This window comes from Kribbella albertanoniae (assembly GCF_004348455.1).
GTDB classification, from domain to species: Bacteria; Actinomycetota; Actinomycetes; order Propionibacteriales; family Kribbellaceae; genus Kribbella; species Kribbella albertanoniae.
In genome coordinates this window covers 1-21,715 of record NZ_SMKA01000152.1, presented here as the reverse complement: position 1 = coordinate 21,715, position 21,715 = coordinate 1, and the positions used below count along the sequence as shown (strand labels likewise).

Below are 21,715 nucleotides of genomic sequence, written 5' to 3'. Positions count from 1 at the left end.
GCGGCTTAGGCTTGCAGGGATGCGATTGCTTGGGCGGCTAGTCGGTCGGCGTGGTCGGGGTTCGCGGCCCAGCCGATCCAGCCCTCGTTCATTGGCGGGGTGGAACCGTTGCGCACGGACTGCCGGTAGTCGAGGCAGGCCAGCCACAGTGGGCGCATCGCCAGTACGCCGGGGAGTCGGTCGAGCTCTTCGGCGGTGAGCTGGATGTGCTCGCGGTACCCGCGCGTGACCGTGTCGATGCCCTCCTCCTTGTTGCCCTCGGCCGCGGTCGTGAGCAGCCAGGCGAGTGCGGGCAGGCGGGGGCCGCGACCGGATCCTGCCCAGCCGACGATGGAGAGGTTGCCTGGGGTGCCGACGGCTGCCCAGGCGTGGTAGTTGCTGTGGGTGAATGCCTCGGGCAGGCCTTCCGCGTCGTCGGCGTGCTCGACCTTGTCGCGGAGCAACTCGAACACCTCGTGCCCCTCGGGAGGAACGACATCTTCGACGCTCACCAGGAAGCTCATCGCCGCCGCGAGATCCTGCTTCGGTCGTCCCGCGAAGAAGGCGCCGTCGTGTTCCTCCGCCCCTCCGTCCCGCTCAACCGCACCACCCGCCAGGGGCAGTTTGTGCAGGCGGCCGAGCAGGCTCGCCAGCTCGTGGAGCACCTCCGGCGACTGGTTCGGTCGCCCACCTTCGACGTACTGGGTCACGATCACGCCGCTTCCCTCGAACACCGAGACGGCATTGTCGTGCGCAGGCCGTTCGGCAGGGAAGTCATGTGAGGCCAGGAACCGCAGGATCTCCGCATCGCCCTCGACACGGCCGACTGTGTCTGCTGCCGACGAGAAGACCCGGGCGATCCAGGGCGGGCCGTCCGCTCGCTTGACGACCAGGGTCCAGGGGTAGTGCCCGATCCAGGAACCGTTCGGTCGTGTCTCGGGGTCGTCGTCGATCGGCGCGATCGACGTGATGCTGATGCCGTACTGCGCCTCGAGGTGCGCTCTCAGCTCCGCGAACTCGACGGGGCGAGTGCGTGCAAACGGCGACGTGCGGCTCTTCTCCAGCGCAGCGCGGGCCTCGGTGTACCGCAGCCCGGTCGCTTGTGCCCGCTGACGTACTGCGCGCTTGAAACTGCCTTCTTTGGTCATGACAAGCCTCCTCGATATGCCCGATTCCCCCAGCGAAGCGGCATTCGAAACAGGCCTGGATGGCAGCAACAGCCTTGAGGGCAGAATCCCCTTCACCTTCACGAGATCCCGGCTGGGGCAGGTCCTCAGGAGGCTCGGCGTCGGCAACGCCGTGCCCCGATCCTGCCGACCCCAGGCAGCCGTTGTCAACGGCAATGCACAGACAGCCCAGGGGAGTCGTGGTCCGCGAAGGCGGGGAAGAGTCTCGGCGGGGGATTGGTGGCGTCGGTCCAGCGCTCGGTCATGGCGTCGGACAGTTCGCGGAACCAGTGCGCCAAGTCCGGCAGGATGCCCGCACGGTCGGCTAGCCGACCGAATACCCCGATCTGCTGGACAAGCTGTGCACGACGACGCCAACTGTCCGGGGGACTCTGGTCGGTTCGGGCGATCACCGGAAGCCGGGTCACTCTGCTGGCGAGTGCTGCTGCCGCACCAACTGCGAGCATCTCGTCGTACCCATTGAGCACGACCGCAGGGAGCGAGTTGCGGTAGGCGTGGTCTGCGGCTTGGGTGATCGGTTCTGGTAGCACGGACCAGTTCGCGCTGTGGTGGGGGAAGGGGTAATGCAAGAACGAGGCGTCGAAACCCATGTGCCCGAAACCAGAGCCTTCGAAGTCGACCAACCGGATGCCTCGGTCCGTGACCAGGGCGTTCGTCGGATTGAGGTCGTGGTGCACCAGGGCGCCGTACTGACCCGGCTCGCCCAGTTGTGAGCGTACGAAGGCGATATCGTCCCGCGCGGCACGGGCATCCGGGAATCCGAGCTCTGCACAAGCCTGTACGACGAGATGCCATCGACGGGTGCCGCCCGTACCGGCTCCCGCGCCGGTGGTGACGTCGTCGGAGCCGAACTCTGCCAGCGCGTGGTCGTGCTCGACGCGACGGTCCAGTGTCGTGGCGTGCAGCCGCCCTACGGTCTCGGCGAAGTTCACCATCGCGGCGGCTGCCCGCTCGGAGTCCTTGCCGAGCAGCACCGTCTCCAGGGTTGGCCACGTCCCGAGGTCTGACTGAACGAGGACGCCGGCCCGGTCGTCGGTCAGGATCACCCGTGCAGCGACGTCGCTGACGAGCGCGGTGCGCAGCCCGGCGACCTCTCGTCGCAGATAGGCCGGTCCGCCGTACCCATCACCGTCCACTCGCCTGGTTTTGACGATGACCGTTCGACCTGCATCCGCGCCCAGGCCGGGCAGCTCGCGGTCGAACACCAGCCGAGTGACAGGTGCCCAGTGGTGACCGACCTGCTGCGCACCGACGATGACGGGTCGTTGCCCACAGATGGAAGTGAGTCCGTCCAGTACGGCGTTCTGTCGCTCGATCGTCAACGGGTACTGCATACCGGGGTCAGCCTGGGGTGAGGAGGCAGAACTCGTTGCCTTCGGGGTCGGCGAGGACCTTCCACGGGACGTCGAGTTCGAGGCGGGTGGCACCGAGGGTCTGCAGTCTGGCGGCCTCTGCCTCCAGGTCGTCACCTGGGTAAGGGCGGAGGTCTAGGTGGACTCGGTTCCACCCGGTCTTCACGTCGGGTGTGCGGAGGAACTGCAGATACGGGCCGACGTCCTTCGCAGAACGCAGTACCGCGCTCTGGTCGGTCACCTTGTGCAGGGTCCAGTCCATCGCCTCGCCCCAGAAACGAGCCATGGCTCGCGGGTCCACGCAGTCGACGACTACCGAGGCGATCGGGCCGGTCTCCTGGTACAGCGAGTCCAGCACGCAGAACTCGTTGCCCTCCGGGTCCGCCATGACTACCCACGGGACGTCACCCTGGCCTATGTCGGCTGGTGTCGCGCCGAGCTTCATCAGACGCGTGATGACCTCGTCCTGATGGGCCGCCGAGTTGGTGGCGAGGTCGAGGTGCACGCGGTTCTTCACCGTCTTGGGCTCGGGGGAGACGATGAGGTCGAGAACGACCGCGACGGGGTCGGGATAGACGAAACCCTCAGGCTCCAGATTGGTCACGCCGGGTCCCTCGCTGGAGACACTCCAGCCGAGCACCTCCGCCCAGAAAGCGCCGAGCGCGGAGTCGTCTCGAGCCTTCATGTTGATCTGCACAAGCCGCGTCGCCATACCGGCGATGCTAGTCCAGCACCTTGGTCGGGAGATCGGGCCAGGCGTAGACGCTCTCGGGAAAGGTCTGGCCCTCGTCAAGGTTCAGGCGGCTGCCGATCAGCGCGGCGCCGAGGGATTCGTAGAAGGCCCGGGCCGGTGCATTGGCGGTGAGCACACCCACCAGCAGGCGACGAATCCCCTGGCCGGCCAGGTGACGGGAGAAGTCGCCGATCAGCAGTCGGCCGATTCCCTCCCGCTGGCGCGACGGATCGACGTACAGGGCCCAGCATTCGGCCGTCGGGACCTCGCCCCGGGCGGTGTCATCGTCCGCCCAGGGGTGCGGCGGGCCGACCATCGCGAGCCCGACCACCTCGCCGCCGATGGTCGCGACCGAGATGTACTCGCCGGGCGAGGGCGCGGTCAGGTCCCGTCGCCACGCGGCGGCTGACGACTCGTACGTCCTGGACTGCAACACGTTCTCCGGGACCTGCCCCCGGTGCCCGGCCCGGAACGAGTCGACGAACACCCGCGCCATCGCGTCCGCATCACCCACCAGCGCCGGCCTGACAATCACGGTGCCAGCAGTGGCGAGAGGTTCTGTGGTCATGTTTCGACTGTAAACACCTTGTACCTAGGTATCGAATGCAGCCCTGGTTGAACTGACAGGTGCGGATGTCGATGGCAAGATGCGACCTCATGAACGACTCCGTGCGAACTCAACGCGAGGCCGATCTGGCCGCCTACTACGACACCGAGGTTCGTGACCGCTCTGACCGGCCCTTGCCGCCACGCCGCGTGGCTCAGCGAGACGCCTTCCTGACACAGTTGAAGAAGGAAGGTCTCAAGTCTGTGCTTGAGGTGGGCTCAGGGCCAGGTCGCGATGGCGAAGCGTTCGTTGCTGCCGGGCTAACCTATACCGGCGTTGACCTTGCCCCTGAAAGTGTCAACGCCTGCCGGTCGATTGGCCTCGACGCCCACGTGGGTTCCGTACTGCATCTGCCTTTTGACGATGCTGCCTTTGACGCAGGCTGGACGATGAGCACCCTGCTTCACGTCGCCAATGAAGACCTGTCGGCGGCTCTGGCGGAGATCGTCAGAGTCCTCCGCCCTCAGTCGCCACTCGCGATCGGACTGTGGGGAGACAAGACCGTCAGCGAGAGCCCCTGGAACGGCGATCGCGCTTTCGGGCCCCCACGGTTCTTCAGCATCCGCACCGACGACGTACTGCGCGAAGAACTGCAACAGCACGCAACGATTGAGAAATGGATGACGTGGCCGGGCGACGGATCGATGCACTATCAATGGGCGCTCTTGCGCACGCCTGCCTGACTTGCAGACGCAGCGGTTGGCTACCAGACGAGTCCATCTAGATGGTTGTGGCCGGAAAGCAGGCGGGCGATGCGGAGCTGGGCCGCATCGCGTATGCCAGGTTGGGGGCGGTGTGCGTAGAGCGCGAGCTCGCCGTACATGTCGTAGAAGTTCAGCCGCTCGCGCAGATGCTCGCGCTCGAACAGCTCTGGATACGCGCCGTGCAGCCATCGGGGGGCCTCTGTGAGCGTGGTCTCGTCGAGCCCTTGGTCGTCGGGTGTGGGTGGGTATTCTCGCGCCCTCGCGCACCAGCGCAGGATGGTATCGAGCTCGACATCCGCCGGCTGAGCCAACGCCTCCGCGAAGTCGATGAGACCGGTGACGCGTCCTTGGTCGACGATCACGTTGGATCCATGGAGATCACCATGGACGAGGGCGGGTTCGTCGGTGGCGAACAATGCCAGCCGCTCCTGGATCCAATCAGTGACGTCGGTGAGCAGGCGCGAGTCGTGGCCGGGCAGTCGCCGGGCGTCCTCGACCAGCTGGAGCGCCTCGCTCACGACAGGTGGATGGAACGCAGCCCACGGTTTCTTCCCGGCGATTGCGTGGGCCAGCCAGGGTGGCAGCAGGCCCGCCGGGACAGGTATCCGGTGCAGTGCACGCAGCGCAGCGCCGAGGCTCTCGATCATTGCTTGGCGCGTCGACGAGTCCGCCGCCGGCCACGCGTCGTACAGGGTTCGGCCAGGCAGGCGTTCGGAGACGTACCACGGCCCGTCCGGGCCGTCGCCGTGGGCGAGGTGCCGGGCGTGGGGGACCTCGCTGCCGGCGAGCAGGCTGACGACTGTCGCCTCGTGGCGATACGCGTCGCGGTGCCGTTCGTCGGTGTTCAGCCGTACGACGTATTCGTCGCCGACCCACGCGCGGCTAACCCAGCCCCCCTTAAGATGAAAACGCCCGGTTGCCGGCAGACCAGCCGCCGTCAGGATCCTCAGCAGCGCCGGATCGGCCGCCGGCTCGACGAACGATGTTGACTGGGGGATCGCGCTGCTCCTCAGAACGGCTGACAAGGACATCAACGTAGCGACCCCAACGGCGTTTCGATCAGCGCCAGTCCGCGACCCGCCGCCGCGTCGTCGTCGGTTCGTGCCTCAGAATGCGCTTAGGCCCATGATGCCGGCGGCGTCGATCGTCGCGGTCTTGGTGGTGAAACCGATCTGTGCCAGCGCCCGCTCAAGGACCCACACCGCGGCCGCCGTGCCGGTGACCTTTTGCCCCTCAGGTGCCGGCGCACCGACCGTTGAAGGATCGTCGATGTTGACGCACACCTCGTACCGCAGGCCGTCGGCAGAGCGCACCGAATCGTAGGCGATTCCGTTGAACGTGATTCGACCCGGCAGGGCATGGACGCCCAGCGCACGGTCCAGGCGGTACATGAAGTCCTGCTGGTTGGAGAACGGTGGTCCGGTCTTCGGGCTGGGAACCGCGAGCAACTGCACCGGCACGATGTAACTAGTCATGACAGATAGTGGCACGAGAAGCCTCATCAACTGGTACCGCCGAATGTTGGAAGGCGCGACAGTTAACCGGCACGCACGGGAGCTGATGAGCCGGGAGTAGATGGCATCTCTGACACACTCGACGGATGAGACCCACGCTGTTCGGGCCCCGACTGCGTCTTGCGCCAGCGACCTTGGAGCACATCAAGTTGTTCGCCGAGCTCAACTGCGACCCGGATGTGATGCGGCATGTCACCGGTCGATCGTCGTCGCTGACCGACGTCGAGGAGGAGTGGGCAGGGCGCTTGGGGCCACGGACTGACGAAAGCCGCGGTCTAGGGTATTGGGCCGGATACTCCGGCACTCGCTTCATCGGCTGGTGGGGTCTCGGAGTCCCGGCGGGCGAGCCGGATGCCGGCGAACTCGGCTTCCGGCTCAAGCAGGAGCACTGGCGGCGCGGCTTCGGATTCGAGGGGGCGCGGTGCGTGGTCGACCACGGCTTCTCCACCGTAGGTGTCCGGCGCATCTGGGCTGGCACTGTTGCGAGCAATGCGGCCTCGCGCGCGACTCTGACGAAACTTGCCCTGCGCTGTATCGATGAGCCAGCCCCGGGCGTGCTCACATACGCGATCACCTTTGAGGAGTGGCGCTCTGCCATGCTTGAAGAACGAAAACTTTCCGGCGGTTGAGGCGCGCCGATCCCCCTCCAACTGGCAGGAACGGCAGTTGATGAGCCGGGAGTAGCGCCCGGTTCGCGGCGGATGAGGGTGCCTTGGGGGATGAGAACCGACAGTCCTGACGGCTCTCGGTTCAGTCCGGTGCGCAGACGTAGAGTTGGAGCGCCGCATCTGCGGTGAGTGGCGCACGGGACCAGTCGCCGAAGCGTTCAACAATCCGAAGGCCGCCAAGCGTGAGCAGCAGCGGCAACTCCTGGGGGAAGATGTTCCTCATCTCGAGTGGCGCGACACTGAAGTCGGCCTCGGAATCGGTCGAGAAGTACCACCTGCCGCGAGTCACCTGCGCGGCCGCGTCGTAGGTCTCCGCGACATCGACATGGACTACGCCACGATCGGGATCCACGAACGACAATGCGTCGCGTCTGCGTCGAACGCCGTCGGCCTGGGCAAGCATGCGCACGCTCGGGTTGAAGACGTCGAAGATGAGCCGCGCTCCGGGCGCCAGGTGCTTTCGCACCGATCGGAAGCAGGCCACCAAGTCCTCAGCTTTCTGCAGATGGAGCAGTGAATTGGCGGCGATGAACACGAGGTCGAACGTCCGGCCCAGGTCGAACTCGCGCATGTCGCCTAGCACCCACTGCACCTTCACGCCGCGCTCGTCTGCCTTGCGCTGAGCCTCGGCGAGCATGTCCGGCGAGAGTTCCAGGCCCACGCACGGGTGCCCGTCGGATGCGATCGGGATCAGCTTCTTTCCGGTGCCACTCCCGAGTTCCAGGACACACCCGCCTTGCCGACCGGCCTCGGTCCTGTAGAAGTCGACGGATTGCTCGCCTCCGGGGAACAACCGGTCGTACAACCTCGCGTCCGAGTAGAACTGCTCGCTCATGAGACGCACGCTCCTTGCCGGATCTTGGGCAGCCTGTCTGCTCGGCCTACAAACACCTGGCCATTGTCGCGATCAGGCTGAGATCCTTCCACGGCTTATCGCAGGCCCCGCCACCGCTGAGTGAGTCGGTGGCGGGGGAGGGCAGGCGCTTACTCGCCGACGTGTGGGTCGAGGATCGGGGCGAAGCGGAAGTAGACCGGGTCGTTGAACGTACCGGGAACCTTGCCGACGCTCTGGATGACCGTCGCGGTACCGTTGGCGTGCCCGACGTAGTACAGATAGGCCGACTGGGAGTCCTTGTCGACGCCGAGCAGCAGGGTGCCGTAGTTGCCACACTTCTGCGCGAGCAGGTATTCGAACCCCTGCCAGGTCCGGGTGCGCACCGGTTTGACAACTGGCTTCATCGGCGACTTCGTCGGGATGTGAATCGTGGAGAGCGCGCCGCCCCGGGTGTTCGCGAGGAACGTGTCGTAGGTCCGGGTCTTGCTGATCAACGCCATCGACTTCACTGACGCGAAGCCTGGCGCGGCACCGGTGACGACCCAGCCCCAACCTCCGTTGTTGGCGGTTCGTCGGGACAGCGTGCCGTCGCCGTGCAGCCCGTAGGCCATCTTGCGCGTGACGGTTCCCGCTCGATAACGGGATTCCTCGAACGCGCGGACGTCACCGAATCCGTCCTCGACCGGCGTGAGACGGATCGAGGCCGTGTCGACGACGGGGCCGGTGAACTCATAGGCGGTCCGGGCCAGGGTCGAGCCGATGATCACATGCCCGCCGGTGAACAGGTCGCCCGAAGCACCGGCGGAGCGGAACATCGAACTACTGAGCCGTACCTGAGTCTTGTACAGACCAGGCACCAGAACATGGTCGTTGGTTCTCGTCGGAGGCGAGTTCGCAGTGATGCGCTGCGACCGGTGATCACCTCCAGCCGTGACCGAACCCAGATCCATCGTGCACTTGCCGGCGCTGGCGGTTGTGGTTGCAGCGTCCGCGGCTCCCGGAACCAAGCCGACGGCCAGTAGTGCAGCCGCGCTCAGTACTCCGGAGCTTCGACGGACGAGCGTTTGCTTACGATGCATGTCGCAACCTCTCGTGACCTTCCCCCCAGGTTGCAGGCGCTGTGCCAGCAGCAGATCGTTACTCAGCTTGATGCCGCTGAGCCAGCAAAAGTTGCACAAGAACGACCCCAGTCGGCGCGCAGGTCATTCGTTGCCATCAGCATCGATCTGCCACCGCTGCAACTCCGCCGACCCTCAGGGGTCCAGGACCTTGTCGAGGGTTTGGTAGGTGCGGTTGCTGGCAGTGGCGGCTCGGCGTTCTCGGCCGGTGGCTTCTATGTAATTCTGGCTGGTCGCCAGGCTGGCGTGGCCCAGGAGGGCCATGATTTCGGAGGCGGTGGCGCCGTCTTCGGCCAGGCGGGTGGCGAAGGTGTGGCGGAGGGCGTGGAGGTTGGCGCCCGCGGGGACGCGGTCGTGGAGGCCTGCCCAGCGGTAGCAGGACTTGACCAGGTACTCGAGGCCGCCGCGGCCGATAGGGTCGCCGGTGCGGTCGAGGAGGAGTTTGGTGTTGCGAGTGATCCGGCGGCTCGGGAAGCGGCGTTCGCAGGAGTCGGTGTACGCCTCGATGATGCGTTCCATGATCGGCTCGACCGGGATCGACCGGTCGCGGCTGCCTTTGCCGTGGACGTGCAGGCGCATCTCGCCCGGGCGGCCTGCGAGCGAATCCGTGGTCAGCGTGCGCATCTCGGCCGAGCGGAGTCCGGCGACCAGGCCGAGGGCGATCACCAGCAGGTCGCGCTCCGGCCACGGGTCCCGCGCGCGGCGGTCGCCGTCGGCGGCGGACTTCAGCAACCTCTCCGGAGTGTCCTCACCGCGCAGCGGCTTGGGGGACAGGGGAGGGGTCTTCGGTCGCGCCACCGCGCCCATCGGATTGCCCGCGAGCAAGCCGTCGGACACGCAGAAGGTGAGGAACTGGTTCCACGTCGACCACGCACGCAGCACCGAGCTCTTCGCGTGGTCGTCGGCGAACGCTCCGAACGCCGTACGAAGTGCTGGTGCCGTCAGTTCGTCGACCTCGAGGTTTCCGGGGTCGTCGGTCAGCAGCGCGGTGATGCCGGCCAGGTCGCGGCGGTACGCGTCGGTCGTGTGAGGTGAGTCCTTGCGCGGCCGCCGCGCGGCGAAGAACGCGGCCTGAGCTTCGAGCACCAACATGTCGCCCATTACTACCGGACGCCACCGACAGTTTGCCCGCTAGTTGCCTTCAGCAACTACATTTGCTGCATAATGGTGATTATGCATGACGGAGCCGGGGCGGACGGGGTGACACTCGTCCTCTGGGGGACCGTTTGAAATGCCAGCAGCTCGAACCGAGCGCTCAGTACGTCGGTGTCGAACATGCCGAGGCTTCTCTGAGAGCCGCTCAGAGAAAGGCCCAGAGCATCCAGTGGCAACTCGGCGACACCCAGCGCGCGCAGATCGCCGCTGACAGAATCCTCACGAATCCGCCGTGGAACGTTCGGCCGGCCATCGGCGACCTGACGCCGTTACCTGAACAAACTGGCAGCGCGCCGACTCGGTCGCCGCCATCGTCAACGAGCATCAGGTCGCAACACTCACCGGTCATCCGACCTGGAACACCCGAAAAGTGCACAATCTGAGCCTGGCAGGCCTCCACCCGAGCATCGTCAGATTGCGCCGATAAGCGACATTATGTCAACTAGTGGCTGTCTTGCCCGCTACCACCATGTAGTTCTCGGCGTCACGATCGAACGTGCTCACTTCCGTCCGGAGTCCGACTCGGTGCAGGTCGGCTTCGAGTTCCTCGTACCGGTACGGCCAGCAGGACAGCAGTTCTGAGCGGACAAGAACCGAGCCAGTCGCATCAACTTGTGCGATCGCAATCTCGATGTGGTGCTCATCCTCCCAATGCGGCGCAATCTCCCAGCGGTAGACCACGACGGCATCGCGACCATTCCGGCGGACGAGTCGGTCGCTGATGTCGAGCCGGGAACCTCTGGCCCTCACGAGTTCCCAAGTGCGGGATGTGAGTACCAAGCGCCCGCCTGGGCGCAGAAGCCGTGACATCGACTCCAGAGCAGCTCCCCTGCCTGTCGCGCCCGCGGCATGGTGAAGCGAGTTGCCAACGCAGAACACCATGTCGAACGTGTCGTCCTCGAAATGGTCGGGCAACTCTTCCCAGTTCGCCTGCACGGCCCGGATGGATGTCCCGAACTCCTCAGACAACGCTGCGGTACGACGGACCATCGCTTCGCTGGCGTCAGTTGCGACAACCTGTATGCCACGACCGGCGAGGCCAACCGCCAACTGTCCGGTTCCGCACGAACAGTCGAGGACGTGAGCGTTCGACGGCAGCAGCCTGAGGACGTCATCGAACGACGCAGCGAACTCGGCTGGAGGCAACTTTGCCTCTGAGATGAGCCATTCGTACACCTCAGCAAGCACGTCGTAATCCGTCACAACCACAACCTCCGTCACACGGCAGACTCACGGTGGGACGTCAGTCCATCAGCGGAGCGAGCCGGGCACCAATGGTTTTCACAAGGGGCGGAGCTTGAAGATGAGGATGCCGAGGTGCTTGTTCATCCACTCTTGTTTGTGGGGGTGCCGACGGCGGGCCTGCTCCGTCAGCTGGGGCTCGAGCGTGGTTTCGATCCAGAGTCCGGCGGCGCTGAACTCGTTCAGCAGGTCGGACATTGTGTACGGGCGTTTGGTGAGCGTGATGTTCTCGTTCCAGCTGTGCGAGTACGAGTACCGCTCTGTGGAGAAATACTCCTCGCCCAGGACGTACCGTTCGCTTCCGATCGGTCGACGGCAAAGCGGATCGGGTGCGTTCTGGTCAGCAGTCGGAGAGATCGCCCGGGACGAATTCGACACCAGGTGGCGGCGGGCTGAGAAAGTTGCCGCTGATATCGACGCCCACAGAGTTGGCCGCGCCCGCACTGACCAGCTCGGCCAGCTTGCCGCCGTTGCCGCAGCCGACATCGAGCACCGACCGGCCCACGACATCACCGAGAAGGTTTCGCTGAGCCGGCCACTCGACGATCCGATCGAGCGAGTCCTCCTTGGCTCGGGCTCGCTCGTAGTGCGATGAGAGATCCAGCCACGGCCGGCTGGCTTCCGGGAGGTCGCCTGACGTCGTCACGCCACAGACCCTAGGTGCCGTTCAGCTCAGCCGCCTACTCCCCCGCGCGATTCAGAGCGACGAAACCGGGTTGACAGCGGATGGGTGGGACGGCTCGAGTGGGCTGGTGATTGACACGTTGCTTGTGCGCGAGTTGCTGGTTGCTCAGTTTCCGCGGTGGGCGGCGTTGCCGTTGGAGCCGGTTGATTCCAGTGGGTTGGTGAATGCGATCTTCCGGCTCGGTTCTGACCTGTCCGTACGGCTGCCGCTCCGGCCCTCGACCACCGACATGGTGCAACGGGAGCAGGCGAAGCTTGCGGCGCTCGCGCCGTTTCTGCCTGTGGCCATTCCTTCTGTCGAGGCGATCGGTTCACCCACTGGCGCGTACCCGGGCGAGTGGTCTATCCACCGCTGGCTCTCCGGTACGACGCCCTCCCCCGACACACTCGCCCATCCACGCGTGCTGGCGGCGGACCTTGCGGTGTTCGTCGACGCGTTGCGGCGGGTCGACCTGCCGGACCGGACGCCGGCGTATCCGGGCGAGCGTCGTACGCGCGCTTCGATGGTCTCGATGGACTCCTCGACACGGGAGGCGATCGCCGAGCTGGACGGCCTGATCGACGCCCGGGCAGCGCTGGCGTCATGGGAAGAGTCGCTGGCGGCCCCGTACGACGGCCGCGAGGTGTGGGTGCATTCGGACCTGACGCCGGGCAACTTGCTCGTGTCGGCGGAGGGCCGGCTGACCGCGGTACTCGACTTCGAGACGTGTGGTGTCGGCGATCCGTCCTGCGACCTGTTCCCCGCGTGGCACCTGCTGCCCGCGAACGTCCACGACGAGTTCCGTACGGCGCTCGACGTGGACGACGCGACCTGGCTCCGCGGGCGTGGGCGCGTGCTGTCCCAGGCCGTGATCGTGCTGCGGCACCACCGGGATACCAACCCCGCTCTCGCGAGCTACGCGCTGCACGCCATCGGCAGAGTGCTAGGTCAGTGACTCGACTTCTATGGGCTCCTCGGTACCGAGGTAGATCGTGAACCCTGCCTCATCGTCACCCTCGTAGGCGACGTCGACCGCTCCGACCACGAGTTCCGGACGAGGGAGGATTCCGTACTCGAAGGCGGGGTCATAGTCGATGACGGAGCGCACTCGTGCGACGAACGGCGGTATCCCGATCATGCAGCTGCCCCCGACCTCGAGCGTCTCCGGCTCTGGTTCGACCCGCCACGGAGTGTTCCGCCACGCGTATGCGGTCGGGTCCACCGGAAACTCAACTGTCCCCGGCCACGGATGTGGTGAGCCCGGATCACTCCGGTTCCAGGGCCAGTCGACGACGATCCGGCCGGGGCGCGTCCCCACCACCCGGGCGTCCGCCGGCTCAGCCGAGATCCTGATCATCATCCCTGGCGCAAACGAACCTTCTCGCACCTGCTCACCATCCGTTCGCCTGTCCCGTTGATTACCACGCGAGTCGATCACGACCTCGTACTCGTCTTCAACACGCCGTGGTCCCGGCCGCGGTAGCGCTCGGCTTTGGCTTGGTTGCCGCAGGTCTGCATGCTGCACCAGCGTCGTCGGCGGCCGCGGGATGTGTCGAGGAAGAACCAGCCGCAGCGATCGCAAGTACGGACCGGGCGACTCGGTGGTTTCAGCGCGAGCCTCAGAGCGCGCAGAGCCAGAGTCGGCAGCGCGCCGACGCCGGACAGGGCTGATGGGATGCCATCGGCGTCGACCGCGACCGCGTCACTTCGGGCTGCCAGCAACAGGTTGCCCAGTGCATCTATCGGCAGGTCCGCACCCTCGGACTGCGCGTCGAAGATTCGCCAGAACAGGCTCCGTAACTCCCTCGCCTCGGCCAAGGTGCCACCGGCGGGCAGGCCCGCGTGGGCGAACCAGCTCGCCAACGACTCGGTGCTGTCGAGCAGGTCACTCCCCTGTTCCGGCGTACGGCGAAAGACCGTGTTGGCGAAGTCGAGCGCTACATCACCGGCGATGAAGTGCCCATCGATCCAGGTCGTCACAGGTCGCCGAGGAACGTGATGATCTGCTCGGCGACTTCGGTGGAGTGCGTCTCGAGCAGGTGATGACCGCCGTCGTAGATGTGGATGTCCACCCGGTCCAGATCCTGGTGGTACGCCAGCACCTCGGCGATGTCGAAGTACGGATCGTGCCGGCCCCAGAACACCAGGCACGGCGGCTGCCATTCCTTGTGGTAGGCAACGATCTCGTCGAAGCGGGCGACGTGGTGCTGGTAGTCGACGAACAGCCGCCATTGGGCGTCGATCATGCCGGGCCGCGACAGCCGATCCCAGTCCAGGTGCCACGACTCGGTCGGATGGCGCTCCTGGAGTACGGCCGGCAGCCCACCGGTGTACTGATCGCGCGTGCCGTCGAAGTTCATCCAGTCGGCGAGCGCCGCTTTGTTCTCCACACTGGGATCCGCCCAGTACCGCTTCACCGCCTCCCACTCGGCGGTCAGGCCGGCCTCGTGTGTGTTGCCGTTCTGCAGCATGAGACCGAGCACCCGGCTCGGATCGCGCATCGCCATCAGGTAACCGGTCGGCGTACCGTAGTCGGTCACATACAGCACGTACTTCTCGACGCCGAGCTCCGCGAGCAACGCCTCCAGAACCTGCGACAGCCGCTCGAAGGTGTACTCGAAGTCTGCCGGCGCCTCGGTGAACCCGGACCCCGGCATGTCGGGCGCGATCACATAGGCGTGCTCGCCGATGAGCGGCAGCACCCCGCGATACGAGTACGACGAACTCGGGAACCCGTGAACGAGCACCACGGCCGTCGATCCAGGCTCCCCCGCCTCGCGGTAGTGCACCCGCACCCCACTCACTTCGCGGTAGCGATGCCTAGTCTTCGCTGCCGTCTTCACCATCTCTCCTTCCGTTGAACCGTCCTTCTGCAGTAACCCAATACCCGGCTATTACCGGTTACATGCATTCGCAAACTGAGTTGCCTCCGACCGACTGGCCGGGCGAGGGTTCGGGCATGAGTGATGCATTCGAGGCGGTTGCGCGAGCCCAGGCTGCCAACACCGCAGCGCGGCCTGTGGTCATCGCTGATGGTCTGGTGACACGCCCAGCCGGTACGGCGGCCGCGACCGTGCAGCACTTTCTGCGTTTCCTGCGTTCGCAGGGACTGGATTGCATTGCCGAGCCGATCTCTTTGAACGGCGACGTCGAGATGCTGCGTTACATTCCGGGAGCCAGTGGCGGCGATGCGTGGTATCACCAGCACACCGACAAAGGGTTAGCTTCCGCTGCCCGCCTGCTGAGGCAGATCCACGACGCCAGTCAGGCCTGGACCCCGCCGTACGACGCTGTCTGGGTAGCGAACCCGATCGCCGCCGACGACCTCGTCTACTGCCACGGTGATCCCGGCCCGTGGAACTTCGTCTGGAACGACAGCACCGCGGTCGGCCTCATCGACTGGGACTATCTCCATCCCGGTCCGCGCGTCGACGACATCGCCTACGCGTTGCACTGGTTCGGGCCGCTTCGCTGCGACGAGTTCGCCCTGCAGTGGCACCACTTCCCCGAGGTGCCCGACCGGCGCCACCGCATCGAGGTGTTTCTCGAGGCGTACGGCGATCTGCCGACCTTCGATGTGGTCGACGCAGTGATCGCGCGGTTGGAAGCGACGTGTGACCTGATGAGCCGGCTCGCGGAGAGCGGGCAGGAACCGCAGCGGACCTGGGTCCTCGACGGAGCGCTCGAGCGGGAACGTCAGGAGATCGACTGGGTCCGGGACCACCGCGACCTGCTCTCCCCCAGTTGATGCTGCGAGGATCTGCGGTATGCCGGGCCTGCGCGAGTGGTTGGACAAGACGACCGATACGTGGGCGCCGCCGACGGCGAAGGATCTGGCCGGACCGTTCCGGTACCTGTTCTGGCTGACCCGGTCGCAGGCGCGACGGGTTGCCCTGGGCGCGTTCCTCGGGACGGTCTGGATGGTCGGCCTCGCGGTACCGCCCTGGGTGCTGTCGCGAGCGGTCGACGAAGGACTCGTCGGACGTGATCCAGGCGCACTCGTCCAATGGGCCCTGGTTCTGCTCGGGACCAGTGTGCTGCTCGCGTTTCTGTCGATTGCGCGGCACCGGACGATGACGAAGATCCGGATGGATGCCTCGTTCCGCTCGGTGCGGGCCACGGTCTGGCACACGTCGCGGCTCGGCGCCTCGCTGGCGCGGCGGGTGAGTGCCGGCGAGATCGTCACGGTCGGTATCGCCGATGTCCACACTGTCGCGATGGCGCTGACCGTGACCGGCCCTGGCGTCGGCGCGCTCATCGCGTACGCCGTGGTCGCGGTCATCCTCTTCACCACCTCACCCTTGCTGGCCGCGGTGGTCCTGGCGGGCGTTCCGCTGCTGGTTGTTGCCGTCGGCCCCTTCTTGCATCGGATCGAACGCACCGGCGGCGAGTATCGCGTGCACCAGGGCCGGTTGACGACCCGGCTGATCGACGTACTGGCTGGGCTGAAGGTTCTCAACGGTTTGGGCGGGAAGCAGTTCATGGCCGACCAGTACGACGAACAGTCGCAGCGCCTGGTGAGACGTGGCTACAAGGTCGCCGTACCGGCCAGTTGGGTCGGCGCGTTGTCGACCGGCCTGCCCGCGTTGTTCCTGGCCGCGGTCGTGTGGTTGTCGGCGCGGATGGCAGCCACCGGGGCGATCACGCTCGGCGAGGTCGTCGCGGTCTACGGGTACGTCGCTGTCCTGGTCGTTCCCGTGTCGATGTTCATCGAGGGCGGTGGCGACATCGCACGCGCCCGGGTGGCCGGGCAGCGGATCATCGACCTGCTCAACCTGCCGGTCGCGCGCGATGACGAGCGCGATGGTGGTCCACTCCCCCACGGCTCTGGTCCGCTGATCGACCCGGATTCGGGCGTCGTCGTACGGCCCGGTCTGCTGACGGCGCTGGTCGCTGTGCGGACCTCGGAGGCGATCGCGGTGGTCGAGCGGCTCGGACGAGTGGGCGCCGATGCGGACGTGACCTGGGCAGATGTGCGGATCGATGCGGTCGCTCGCGCCGAGTTGCGGAGTCGATTGGTTGTCGCCGACAACGATGCCGAGGTGTTCGCCGGCACCGTCCGGGAGATCGTCGCGGGCCGCCTCGAGCCCGACGACCACCGGATCCAGGCGGCCCTTCGGGTGGCGGTTGCCGAGGATGTCGTCGAGGCATTGCCCGATGGTCTGGATGCGGTGCTCGCGGCCGGCGGGTCTGATCTGTCCGGTGGGCAGCGGCAGCGGATCCGGCTCGCGCGCGCTGTCTACGCCTCCCCCGACATTCTGCTCGCCGTCGATCCGACCTCCGCGGTCGACGCCAACACCGAGGCGGCGATGATCGACCGCATCCGCGACGCCAGGCAGGGCACGACAACGGTGATCACCACGATGTCGCCGCTCGTGCTCGACCGTGCCGACGAGGTCATCGTTCTGGTCGACGGCAAGGTGTCGGCCGTCGGGAAGCACTCGGAACTTCTGCACACCGATTCCACCTACCGCGAGCTCGTGTCGCGTGCTCAGGACGGCCGATGAACAGGCAGTTGCCGGTGGCAAGCCGGTCAGAGGTCCGTACGGCGGCGCTCCGCGATCTGGGCGCGGATCGTTGGGCCGTGGTCGGGGTGGTCGTGGTCAACGGGCTCGCGGCGGCGGCCGGGCTGATCGGTCCGTGGCTGCTCGGCCGCATCATCGACACGATTCAGGCCGGCTCCGGGGATGTGCTCAGCGCGGTCGACCGGCTGGCGTTCGGCGCGCTGCTGTTCACCGTCGTACAGACTGCGCTGGCGTGGTGGGCGCTGAAGATCGGGTATCGGTTCGGGGAACGGACTGCGGCTCGGGTTCGGGAACGGTTTCTGCAGCGGACGTTGGCGTTGCCGCCGCGGGTGGCGGATCATCTGCCGGCCGGTGATCTGATCGCGCGTGGGAGTACCGACGCGGCGCTGGTGGCCACGACCTTGCGGTCGGCGGTGCCCGAGGTGCTGGTGGCGACCGTCCATGCGCTGTTCCTGGTGGTCGCGGTGCTCGTTCTGGATCTGCGACTCGGGCTGTGTGGGCTCGTCTGTCTGCTCGGCGTCGGTGGGGCTGTGCGCTGGTACATGCGTCGTGCGCGGCCGGTGTACTTGGCCGTTGCCGCGACTGGTGCGGAGGTGGCCGATGTCGTCGCCAGCACGGCCAAGGGGGCTCGCACGATCGAGCTGCTCGGTTTGGAGGAGCGTCGGCACCAGGTCTCTGAGGCTGCGATTGCGGAGTCCCGGTCCGCGCGGTTGGGGGCACTGTGGCTGCGCTCGGTGCTGTTCCCGTGGTCGGAGATTGCGCTCGGCGTGCCCGTGGTGGGCGTGCTGCTGGTCGGGGGCACGCTGTATGCGAATGACCTGGTCAGCCTCGGGGTCGTGGTGACGGCGACTGTGTACCTGCGCCAACTCGTCGGACCGCTCGACACCCTGATGCTCTGGATCGAGCAGTTGCAGGGCGCCGGGGCGTCATACGCTCGCGTCGAGGGGCTCGCGGACATCCCGACCGCGGAACCCGCTCCGGCTCAGAGCGGTGGCGATCACGGTGATCGGATCCGCGTGGCCGATGCTCACTTCAGCTACACCGGGGCGCGCGACGTACTGCGTGGAATCGATCTGCTGGTGCAGCCCGGGGAACGGCTGGCGATTGTTGGCACCTCAGGAGCTGGGAAGTCGACGCTCGCACGACTGCTGGCCGGGCTCGATCGACCACACACCGGCTCGGTCACGATCGGCGGCAGGCCGGTTGCGGATCTGCCACCTGACGAGCTGCGCGAGCACGTCGTACTGATCACTCAAGATCATCACGTCTTCCATGACTCGCTGCGCGACAACCTGCTGATCGCGAAGCCGGATGCCACCGATGAGGAGTTGTACGACGCACTGACCGCGGTCGGTGCGGAGTGGCTGGAGGATCTGCCGGAGGGTCTCGATTCGGTGATCGGAGTCGACACTGATCTTGCCGATGCGAGTGCTCAGCAGCTCTCGCTGGCCCGGGTCGTGCTGGCCGATCCGCACACGCTGATTCTGGATGAGGCGACCTCGCTGCTGGACCCCAGGACTGCGCGGCAGACCGAGCAGTCGTTGGCCGCCGTACTGCGTGGCCGGACGGTGATCGCGATCGCTCACCGGCTGCAGACCGCGCATGACGCTGACCGGATCGCTGTCATGGAGGCCGGTGAGCTCGTCGAACTCGGTACGCACGACGAGCTTGTCCAGGCAGGGCGGGTGTACGGCCAGCTTTGGCGGACGTGGAACGTGGATTAGCGCCAGGTGGGCGGGGTGGCATTGGTGACTGCTCGGAGGATCCCTTCGACGGGGCCGTAGGTGTAGCGGGACATCCACCAATGGCTGATCGCGAGCTGGGCGGTGAAGATGGCGACTGCGAAGGTGAAGGTTTCCAGTGGGGAGACCTGTCCGACCAGGCCGAATCCAACGCCGGTGAAGATCGCCACGGTCGCCAGTGATTGGCCCAGGTAGTTGGACAGGGCCATTCGCCCTGCTGGGGCCAGCAGTCCGCCCAGGTCGCTCGAATGCATCAGTCGGAGGAGAGTTGCGGCGTACGCGGCAGACAGGAGCGGGGCGGTCATCACGCCGACCATGACGCTGAGCGTGTCGCCGTTGCCGCCCGCGGCGTAGACGATGCTGCCGAGTAGGCCGATGGGGAATCCGATGAGCTGGATCTTTCGCAGTACAGGTTCGGTGCCGGTCAGGTTGGCGAGCAGACGCCGCCGGCCGGCGACCATCCCGAGCAGCATGACGGCCAAGGTGGTCGGTCCCTGCACGGTGAGCTGGGCAAGACCGAACGTCGGGAGCGCCCGGACGTGTTCACCGATCACGTCACCGAACGAGCCGGCCAGATTCGTCGTCGTCTGCTGTGCGGCAGCCAGAGCTCCGGCCGGGTCGACGAGCGCGGTGCTGTCGACAAACAGCACGGCAGCGCCGAGTGTGACGAAGAGGTAGCCGTAGATTGCGGCGGCGGTGACCAGTGCTGTCTTGTCCCGCACGCCGCGCATCGCCAGCAGGACCAGGCCGATCAGTGCGTAGACGGTGAGGATGTCTCCGGTGATCAGGAAGATCGCGTGCAGCGCGCCGATCACGAACAACCCGCCGAGCCGGCGCAGCATCCGCGGCTTGAACTGCGCGCCGGCCCGCTGCGCAGCCTCGATCTGCAGCTGGAAGCTGTAGCCGAACAGGAACGAGAACAGCAGGTAGAACTTCAGGTCCACCAAGGCATGGCCGAGCCAGCGGACGGCGTGGTCAAGACCTGAGCTGTACGTCGGGTCGTCGGCGAGGTGGATCGGGAATCCGGAGGCGGCGTAGGTGATGTTCGCGATCAGGATGCCGAGGAGGGCGAACCCCCGCAGGGCGTCGATGTCGTGGATCCGGGTCCGCAACGTGCTGGGCGGTTGGCTCATCTCCTCAGTGAACTGGTCCCGGTCCTGCGGGGCAGGCGTGCTGGCACCTCCCTGGTGGTGGAACTTCACCTACCCCCGCTTGACTCTCCTACGGGGGGAGAGTTGAGGGTGGAGCCTATGAGTACGTGGAGTATCGGCGCTGTGGCGCGGCAGGCCGGGCTGCCGGTGAAGGTGATCAGGCACTGGTCGGATGTCGGTGTTGTGGTGCCGGTGGAGCGGACGGCCGGCGGCTACCGCCGGTACGACACTGCTGGGGTGGCCCGTCTGCGGCTGGCCCGCACTCTGCGGGATCTGGGGATGGGGCTCGCTGAAATCCGGACCGCCCTCGATCGCGAGGACGGCCTCAGTGAGGTTGCGGCCGCACATGTCGAGGCTCTGGAGGTACAGGTCCGGCGGCTGCGGACCCATCAGGCCGTCCTGCGCACTGTCACCCGTCGGACAACTCACGAAGGACTTGCTCTGATGACCCGCACCGCGCAGCTGTCTCCGGATGAGCGTCGCAAACTGGTCCACGATTTTCTGACCGAGACCCTCGGTGATCTGGAGGTGCCGCACTTCCGTGAGGGACTTCTCGCGGCGGGTACCGAGCTTCCGGACGATCCCACTGATGAGCAGGTCGAGGCGTGGCTGGCGCTGGGCGAGCTGGTCGCCGACGGTGAGCTGGGCCCGGCCATGCGACGCATCGCGGAGTACGCCGCTCGTCATGGTGCACAGGACGACACCGCGGTGGCGGAGATGCGCGACCTCACTGGCAGGTGGGTCGGACGTGTGCGCGACGCGATTCAGGCCGGTACGGCGGCGGACTCGCCAGCTGCTGACCGGGTCGTCGCGGAGATCGTGGGCGACTGGCTGCCGAGTCGCGCGAACGTCGATCCGGCCGTGATCTCGGAGGACGGGGCCGAGGCACGCACCCTCCTGCATGAGCAGCTCAGCGCGGCGTCGGAGCCTGCCGTCGAGCGCTTCTGGCAATTGCTGTGTGTGCTCAACGGCAGTCCTGCACCATCCGGGATCGCGACGGAGGGGCAGTGGCTCACCACCGCTCTGCGCGCCAATCCCTCCCCCGGTGCGCGCGATGCTCGGCTCGAAGCGCTCTACATGGACGCCACAGATCCTTGGCCGGGTGGTGTCTTGGCGGCGCTCGAACGTGTCCAGGACAGTGTCGGCGTAGTCGTCCGGGCCGCAGCGCCGGACCAGTTCTGCCTGCCGACGCCCTGCGCGAACTGGACCGTCCGCGACCTGCTCGACCATCTGGTGTGGGAGAACATCATCTGGGGCGGCCTGGCTCAAGGCTCTCCCCCAACCGGCGGCCACACCGACGACCACCTCGGTGACGACCACATCGCCGCCTTCGAGACCGCTGCCGCCAACGCTCGCGAGTCCTTCCGCCAGCCTGGCCTGCTCGACCGTTCCTTCGGTCCCGCCCCCGGCCGCCGCCTGGTCGAGCAGCTGCTCGTCGAGCTGCTCGTCCACGGCTGGGACCTCGCCACCGCCCTCGGCCACGACCACGACCTGGTCCCCGACCTCGCCCGCGCCGCCCTCCCCGTCGTACAAGAAATC

General features: G+C 66.5%; 23 protein-coding genes. 7 read left to right on the top strand and 16 right to left on the bottom strand.

All coding sequences use genetic code 11. From position 1 onward, the window contains the following. Positions 1-5: 5 nt before the first annotated feature. The 4 genes from E1261_RS27340 to E1261_RS27325 all read right to left on the bottom strand — a co-directional run bounded on the left by E1261_RS27340 (position 6) and on the right by E1261_RS27325 (position 3,819). The gene (locus E1261_RS27340; RefSeq protein ID WP_132411410.1) at positions 6-1,127 is read right to left on the bottom strand and encodes a phosphotransferase enzyme family protein; all 1,122 of its coding nucleotides are present in this window, start codon (positions 1,125-1,127) and stop codon (positions 6-8) included. A 185-nt stretch (positions 1,128-1,312) separates the two neighbouring features. After that, positions 1,313-2,500 (bottom strand): phosphotransferase family protein, encoded by a 1,188-nt coding sequence (locus E1261_RS27335; protein WP_132411408.1) that lies wholly within the window; start codon positions 2,498-2,500, stop codon positions 1,313-1,315. A gap of 7 nt (positions 2,501-2,507) precedes the next feature. After that, positions 2,508-3,230 carry a VOC family protein gene (locus E1261_RS46495; RefSeq protein WP_132411406.1) on the bottom strand — a complete coding sequence of 241 codons (723 nt, stop codon included), beginning with the start codon at positions 3,228-3,230 and terminating at the stop codon, positions 2,508-2,510. Between the two features lie 10 nt (positions 3,231-3,240). Continuing rightward, positions 3,241-3,819 (bottom strand): GNAT family N-acetyltransferase, encoded by a 579-nt coding sequence (locus E1261_RS27325; protein ID WP_132411404.1) that lies wholly within the window; start codon positions 3,817-3,819, stop codon positions 3,241-3,243. Between the two features lie 89 nt (positions 3,820-3,908). Between E1261_RS27325 and E1261_RS27320 the strand changes: the two genes are divergently transcribed. Then, positions 3,909-4,541 carry a class I SAM-dependent methyltransferase gene (locus tag E1261_RS27320; protein ID WP_165952676.1) on the top strand — a complete coding sequence of 211 codons (633 nt, stop codon included), beginning with the start codon at positions 3,909-3,911 and terminating at the stop codon, positions 4,539-4,541. 20 nt (positions 4,542-4,561) lie between these two features. On the opposite strand, the gene E1261_RS27315 is transcribed toward E1261_RS27320, so the two are convergent. Then, complete coding sequence (locus tag E1261_RS27315) at positions 4,562-5,587, bottom strand: phosphotransferase family protein (protein ID WP_238176455.1); 1,026 nt, start codon at positions 5,585-5,587, stop codon at positions 4,562-4,564. Positions 5,588-5,668: 81 nt separating this feature from the next. After that, complete coding sequence (locus E1261_RS27310; protein WP_132411398.1) at positions 5,669-6,016, bottom strand: hypothetical protein; 348 nt, start codon at positions 6,014-6,016, stop codon at positions 5,669-5,671. Positions 6,017-6,162: 146 nt separating this feature from the next. Here E1261_RS27310 and E1261_RS27305 point away from each other — a divergent pair, with 146 nt between their 5' ends. After that, on the top strand, positions 6,163-6,705 hold the full coding sequence (locus E1261_RS27305) for a GNAT family N-acetyltransferase (protein ID WP_132411396.1): 543 nt from the start codon (positions 6,163-6,165) through the stop codon (positions 6,703-6,705). A gap of 121 nt (positions 6,706-6,826) precedes the next feature. Here the strand turns inward: E1261_RS27305 and E1261_RS27300 are convergent, their stop codons facing one another. From E1261_RS27300 to E1261_RS27275, 6 genes are all read right to left on the bottom strand, one after another. Beyond that, positions 6,827-7,579, bottom strand: coding sequence for a class I SAM-dependent methyltransferase (locus E1261_RS27300; protein ID WP_132411394.1), 753 nt, complete (start codon positions 7,577-7,579; stop codon positions 6,827-6,829). Positions 7,580-7,728: 149 nt separating this feature from the next. Next, positions 7,729-8,436, bottom strand: a complete 708-nt coding sequence (locus tag E1261_RS27295; protein WP_238176454.1) for a hypothetical protein — start codon at positions 8,434-8,436, stop codon at positions 7,729-7,731. A 396-nt stretch (positions 8,437-8,832) separates the two neighbouring features. Then, positions 8,833-9,789 (bottom strand): tyrosine-type recombinase/integrase, encoded by a 957-nt coding sequence (locus E1261_RS27290; protein WP_165952675.1) that lies wholly within the window; start codon positions 9,787-9,789, stop codon positions 8,833-8,835. A gap of 501 nt (positions 9,790-10,290) precedes the next feature. Next, entirely contained in the window at positions 10,291-11,055 is a 765-nt protein-coding gene (locus tag E1261_RS27285; protein ID WP_132411390.1) for a class I SAM-dependent methyltransferase, read from the bottom strand. Positions 11,056-11,133: 78 nt separating this feature from the next. Next, positions 11,134-11,472 (bottom strand): hypothetical protein, encoded by a 339-nt coding sequence (locus E1261_RS27280; RefSeq protein WP_132411388.1) that lies wholly within the window; start codon positions 11,470-11,472, stop codon positions 11,134-11,136. Next, positions 11,435-11,740, bottom strand: coding sequence for a DUF1698 domain-containing protein (locus E1261_RS27275; protein WP_132411386.1), 306 nt, complete (start codon positions 11,738-11,740; stop codon positions 11,435-11,437). The genes E1261_RS27280 and E1261_RS27275 overlap by 38 nt, the downstream gene beginning before the upstream one ends. A 106-nt stretch (positions 11,741-11,846) precedes the next feature. On the opposite strand from E1261_RS27275, the gene E1261_RS27270 reads away from it, so the two are divergent. Further along, positions 11,847-12,713 (top strand): aminoglycoside phosphotransferase family protein, encoded by an 867-nt coding sequence (locus E1261_RS27270; RefSeq protein ID WP_238176453.1) that lies wholly within the window; start codon positions 11,847-11,849, stop codon positions 12,711-12,713. On the opposite strand, the gene E1261_RS27265 is transcribed toward E1261_RS27270, so the two are convergent. The 3 genes from E1261_RS27265 to E1261_RS27255 form a co-directional block, all read right to left on the bottom strand. Further along, on the bottom strand, positions 12,702-13,118 hold the full coding sequence (locus E1261_RS27265) for a hypothetical protein (protein ID WP_132411382.1): 417 nt from the start codon (positions 13,116-13,118) through the stop codon (positions 12,702-12,704). The two genes, E1261_RS27270 and E1261_RS27265, sit on opposite strands and share 12 nt — an antisense overlap. Positions 13,119-13,192: 74 nt before the next feature. After that, on the bottom strand, positions 13,193-13,738 hold the full coding sequence (locus E1261_RS27260; protein WP_132411381.1) for a CGNR zinc finger domain-containing protein: 546 nt from the start codon (positions 13,736-13,738) through the stop codon (positions 13,193-13,195). Next, positions 13,735-14,604, bottom strand: a complete 870-nt coding sequence (locus E1261_RS27255; protein WP_238176452.1) for an alpha/beta fold hydrolase — start codon at positions 14,602-14,604, stop codon at positions 13,735-13,737. The genes E1261_RS27260 and E1261_RS27255 overlap by 4 nt, the downstream gene beginning before the upstream one ends. Before the next feature lie 113 nt (positions 14,605-14,717). Between E1261_RS27255 and E1261_RS27250 the strand changes: the two genes are divergently transcribed. Genes E1261_RS27250 through E1261_RS27240 form a run of 3 tightly spaced genes read left to right on the top strand, consistent with a single transcriptional unit; the run spans position 14,718 to position 19,007 of the window. Next, positions 14,718-15,506 carry a phosphotransferase gene (locus E1261_RS27250; RefSeq protein WP_165952674.1) on the top strand — a complete coding sequence of 263 codons (789 nt, stop codon included), beginning with the start codon at positions 14,718-14,720 and terminating at the stop codon, positions 15,504-15,506. Positions 15,507-15,525: 19 nt separating this feature from the next. After that, entirely contained in the window at positions 15,526-17,265 is a 1,740-nt protein-coding gene (locus E1261_RS27245) for an ABC transporter ATP-binding protein (protein WP_132411378.1), read from the top strand. Then, complete coding sequence (locus E1261_RS27240) at positions 17,262-19,007, top strand: ABC transporter ATP-binding protein (RefSeq protein ID WP_132411376.1); 1,746 nt, start codon at positions 17,262-17,264, stop codon at positions 19,005-19,007. The genes E1261_RS27245 and E1261_RS27240 overlap by 4 nt, the downstream gene beginning before the upstream one ends. On the opposite strand, the gene E1261_RS27235 is transcribed toward E1261_RS27240, so the two are convergent. Beyond that, a complete protein-coding gene (locus E1261_RS27235) occupies positions 19,004-20,158 on the bottom strand; it encodes a DUF418 domain-containing protein (RefSeq protein ID WP_132411374.1) in 1,155 nt (384 codons plus the stop codon). The genes E1261_RS27240 and E1261_RS27235 overlap by 4 nt on opposite strands. 117 nt (positions 20,159-20,275) lie before the next feature. On the opposite strand from E1261_RS27235, the gene E1261_RS27230 reads away from it, so the two are divergent. After that, positions 20,276-21,715 (top strand): TIGR03086 family metal-binding protein (locus E1261_RS27230; RefSeq protein ID WP_132411372.1); only part of this gene is annotated, 1,440 nt, incomplete at its 3' end.